Below are 4,261 nucleotides of genomic sequence, written 5' to 3' on the forward strand. Positions count from 1 at the left end.
TTTTGTTCGTGCCTCACTTATTTTAGCCAACTGAAATTTCCCGCTTAAAACAGCGTTAAGTTTTTAATTGTAACTTATTGTAGGAGCTCCCTTTATGAAGGATAGTAAATTTTCTGTTCAAGGTTTTATTGCAGTTCTATCTCTTCTATCTGCTTTGGGGGTTGCCTTCATTGGGTATATGTCTGTTAACCTTCAAACAGAAGTCGAAAACTTGGATAAAAAAATCAAACATGAGGAGCTCATGCTTGAAATTAAAAAATTTGAAGCTACTCAAAAACAAATGAAAGAGAAGCTTATTACCAGTATTGTTCCTAAAATAGTAAGTGGTAATGGTAAGGAAAAAGATGAAGTTCTTGCCTTGTTATTTGTCTTATATCCAAATGATGCTGAGGAAATATTACGTCGAGTTGGTAGTGCGTTAAATCAGGATAGTGCTAATAAGTTTTCTGACACAATTCAGCGAGCCAGCGAGATAAATATTGATACAGGAGAATGGGGGATTGTTATAAGTTCCGATAGTGAATTAACAGCCGCCAATCATGAAGTCGAAAAAGCGAAAAAGCATAACTATTCTGCAAGTATTTATAAAAGAGGTCGTTGGTTTGCGACGGTTATTGGGCCATTTCCAAATGAAGTGAACGCAGATAAAGCCAATATCGCGATTAGAAGGAATTTGAATGATACTTCTTTCATCATAAATTTCAAAAAATGGTGTGGTAAACAGGTAAAAAACAAACAATATTATGAGTGCAAAACTTAGCAAGGCGTTATAAATCACAAATAGATCGGAGTATACATGAAAAGTAACGACAATTAGGATGACACCCATCCTAATTGTAAGTAACGACAATTAGGATGACACCCATCCTAATTATTACGAAAAAAGCCAACAAAAACAGCATGAAGAGTGCATTATTATAAATAAGGAATCACGCAAAAAGCTGAACTATGTAGACAAAATGAAAGTAAAAATAGAGAGCCCAATCGGACGACGACAGCTGTTTATTAAAGTATGGCAAACGATTCGGCTGTATTGAACCTGCTTTCCTTTCAATAAAAAGCGGAACATTACAGTGAATAAAGGCATGAATAAATTGACCTTACGGGGTCAAACGAAAGTGAATGCGCAATGGCAACTGTATTGTCTTGTTCATAATATAGAAAAGTTGCAAAACACGATGCATTAAGAAGGGTAAGCGCTTTTACCCTAAATAAAAGCCACTCAAGTACCCGTAATCCCGTCCAAAACGCCAATCAAAACAACACCAAACTCCCACTTTATATTCTGCATAAAATACAGTAATCGATTGAACCAAAATAGGAACTCAGCTATGGTTTGTTTATCAATAAAAATAAATAAAAAAACGAGTTAATCTACAGGCTCGTTATGTAAATTTAGTAATTAAGCATAGTATGTGCAAAATAACTACAAGGATTAAATGATGTTCAATGTGAAGTTTGTTTTAATTATTGGGGCTTTTCTATCTTTTAGCTGCTTTGCTAGCAATAATGATCTCGTTGAAGACGCTAACCGTCTTTGTTCAAAAATTTCCTTGGAAGGTTTTAGCAAAGAGTTAAAGTTTAAAGGCTTAGCTAAAGCAGAGTTAGATAAAATATTAAAAAGGGTTGGTCTTGGAGCTGAGGCTAAAGGAGAGGTTGATTCTTATACTATTGAATTTTCTGGAGTGTTTCAAAAAGATCTTGCAAAGGTTATTGAGAATAATGATAACTGCAAAGTTAGAAGCATTTAGAATGCTTACTGATTACCATTATAAGTTGATAAAAATAGAAGCTGAAAACAGTAAGAAAGAGCCTGGAAAACCTGTGTCTATTGTAGCATCTTGGTTCTTAACTTCGGTAAAAAATAAAGAAGGGAAGAGAATATCTATAGATGAAATTAGTAGCATTTTAGAAACAAAAATTAACAAAAATGAGCCATTTATCGTATTTTCTCAAACGGGTGAAGTCTATAGCCAGCTTTCTGCTTCGGCTAAAGGAAGTGAAGATGGTTCTGCAATAGTTAGGTACGGAAAAGCCGCTAGACCTAGTACTGATATATTCTATTCAGTAGAGAGTGATCATATCGTACTTAATCTATATAATCGTAATTCTGAATCATTTGAGACATCCCCTAGAGGGGTAAAATTTAACCTCAATAATAATATGTTAACGTTAAATTATTTGTATCCTATGTTTAGTGAAATTCAACTTAGGCGATATGAGTAATATAAAATTATATAATCGGGTAGCCGGAGGTCTCTAACCTCCAGCCCCCACACCACCCATCATGCGGGTCCGCAATGGGCGGTTCATCTCCCGTAATGAATATTGATCCAAATATCTCTCAATGACACTAAACCTTGTGACGCTAAATAGTCATTGCCTAGCGCAATGTTAATTCCTTTTGTTTTTGAGCTTCGACAAGGGCCTTTACTGGTGATACCACAGGCTATGGCGAGTCGTTCGCTAACACCTAACTTCATTAAACTGCGTACTTTGGTACGAGGTTTTCGCCACTGCCGCCAGTAGCACATTCTTATCCTACGGCGGATCCAATGATCTAAATCCACCGTTAGCTGATAAGCGTTGGCTATTAGGTAATAGTGTCCCCAGCCACGTAAATACTGCGTGAGTTTATGAATTTGTAGGGTCATTGAGATCCCCCAGTTGCGGTTAGTGAGTTCTCTTACATTTGCTTTAAATTTCTTTAGCGCCTGTTCGTGGATCTGCACTTGAGCGTAACGGAAGGTAAACCCAAGAAATTTCGAGCCTGATACGGGACCGACTCGACTTTTCGATTCATTCACTTTGAGTTTTAATCGGTTAGTGATAAACGCAGTAATGTCCCGTTGGATTATGAGCCCTTCACTTTTCGTTTTTACTAAAATGATTATGTCATCAGCATAACGTGCAAACTTAAGGTGTTTGTAGGTTAGCTTCTTATCTAATTCATCGAGTAAAATGTTGGAAAGCAAAGGGGATAATGGCCCACCTTGAGGGACTCCTTTGGTTGACTCAAACCACAGACCTGTTTCGCGTTCTGCTACCCCTGCTCGGAGGTATTTACCGAGTAGGCGCATGAGTGCTTTGTCTTTGATTTTACGAGCAACACGATTCATCAGCATGTCATGGTTTACTTCATCAAAGAACTTAGACAAGTCAATATCAACTGCTGTTTTATAACCTTGTTTAACACAAGATTGAACATGATTTACTGCTTGGCTGGCTCTTTTATGAGGGCGATAACCATAACTATGTGGTGAAAATAGAGGCTCAAAGTAAGGGCTAATCACTTGAGCAATAGCTTGTTGGATCACTCTGTCGATAACAGAGGGGATCCCAAGCATTCGCTCACCGCCATCGGGTTTGGGTATTATCACGCGTTTGACTGGCAAGGGTTGATAAGTGCCGTTAAGTAATTGGTGTTTAATACCCAGCCAATGTAACTTAGCGAAGTGATTAAATTCTTCAATACTCATATTATCAATACCCGCAGCCCCTTTATTTCGCTTAACATGTTGCCATGCCGTGCCAATATTGTGGTTGCTCAGTACACTTGCCATCAGGTCATGATTTGTTTGGTTATATTCATTTGAGGTATTATTCACCATAGAACGCTGTTCATCACTATCACAACACGGTGATCTATGTGAATTCAAGTTCAATTGTAGTATCTCCTCTGGTTAAGATGTTCAGGCCTTCACCATGTCTTATCCATTACGATAAGTGTTGGGCTACTCGGCAACTGCTCCTGCGTTGCTCTACCTCCTGCATCCATGCAGTCGTATGCCGTCTGCTGACTTCTGATAAATCACTCTAGCGATTACTCGATAAAGCGCGTCTAAACTAACGCTTGTTTACTGCTATTTCGCTCGCTGTAGGTCGCAGCAACCAAAGCGCCAAGGGTTGAAAAACCAGTCCCTAACTGGTAATCGTCCAAGCGTTAGCGCGGATGCGTGTTTATCAGATCTCCCCGAATAAGGTGCATCGACTTTCTCTGCACAACTGCATCATTTACGGTGGCCGTTAGATCACATGACTTCGCTATCTTGTGCTAGCTCGTCTCCAGCCTACGCCTCATATGATGTTTTTGTTCATCAGCTCGCAGATTTGCTAGCGGCTTCCTCTAGACTATCTCTCACGATTTAGCCCTTGCCATTTGCGAGTGTCTATCGTTTAATAACAGTATGTTATTTAAACGGTGATCTTCCTACAGAGGACTTTCACCTCATAAGTCAATGCCCATGTCGGGCGTACACAA

General features: G+C 38.8%; 4 protein-coding genes and 1 pseudogene. 4 read left to right on the forward strand and 1 reads right to left on the reverse strand.

Going from position 1 to position 4,261, the window contains the following annotated elements:
* Window positions 1–94: 94 nt before the first annotated feature.
* The 4 genes and pseudogenes from P4S71_RS22945 (at window position 95) to P4S71_RS22960 (ending at window position 2,226) form a co-directional block, all read left to right on the forward strand.
* On the forward strand, window positions 95–760 hold the full coding sequence (locus P4S71_RS22945; protein ID WP_096794446.1) for a hypothetical protein: 666 nt from the start codon (window positions 95–97) through the stop codon (window positions 758–760).
* 160 nt (window positions 761–920) lie between these two features.
* Window positions 921–1,187, forward strand: a pseudogene (locus tag P4S71_RS23255) (transposase); the annotation flags it as partial.
* Window positions 1,188–1,451: 264 nt separating this feature from the next.
* Window positions 1,452–1,751 carry a hypothetical protein gene (locus P4S71_RS22955; RefSeq protein ID WP_337151668.1) on the forward strand — a complete coding sequence of 100 codons (300 nt, stop codon included), beginning with the start codon at window positions 1,452–1,454 and terminating at the stop codon, window positions 1,749–1,751.
* Window positions 1,723–2,226 carry a hypothetical protein gene (locus P4S71_RS22960; RefSeq protein ID WP_337151669.1) on the forward strand — a complete coding sequence of 168 codons (504 nt, stop codon included), beginning with the start codon at window positions 1,723–1,725 and terminating at the stop codon, window positions 2,224–2,226. The genes P4S71_RS22955 and P4S71_RS22960 overlap by 29 nt, the downstream gene beginning before the upstream one ends.
* 83 nt (window positions 2,227–2,309) lie before the next feature.
* Here the strand turns inward: P4S71_RS22960 and ltrA are convergent, their stop codons facing one another.
* Complete coding sequence (gene ltrA / locus P4S71_RS22965; RefSeq protein ID WP_337149903.1) at window positions 2,310–3,665, reverse strand: group II intron reverse transcriptase/maturase; 1,356 nt, start codon at window positions 3,663–3,665, stop codon at window positions 2,310–2,312.
* Between the last annotated feature and the right edge of the window lie 596 nt (window positions 3,666–4,261).

It is taken from the genome of Pseudoalteromonas sp. B62 (assembly GCF_037162565.1).
Classification (GTDB): Bacteria; Pseudomonadota; Gammaproteobacteria; order Enterobacterales; family Alteromonadaceae; genus Pseudoalteromonas; species Pseudoalteromonas fuliginea.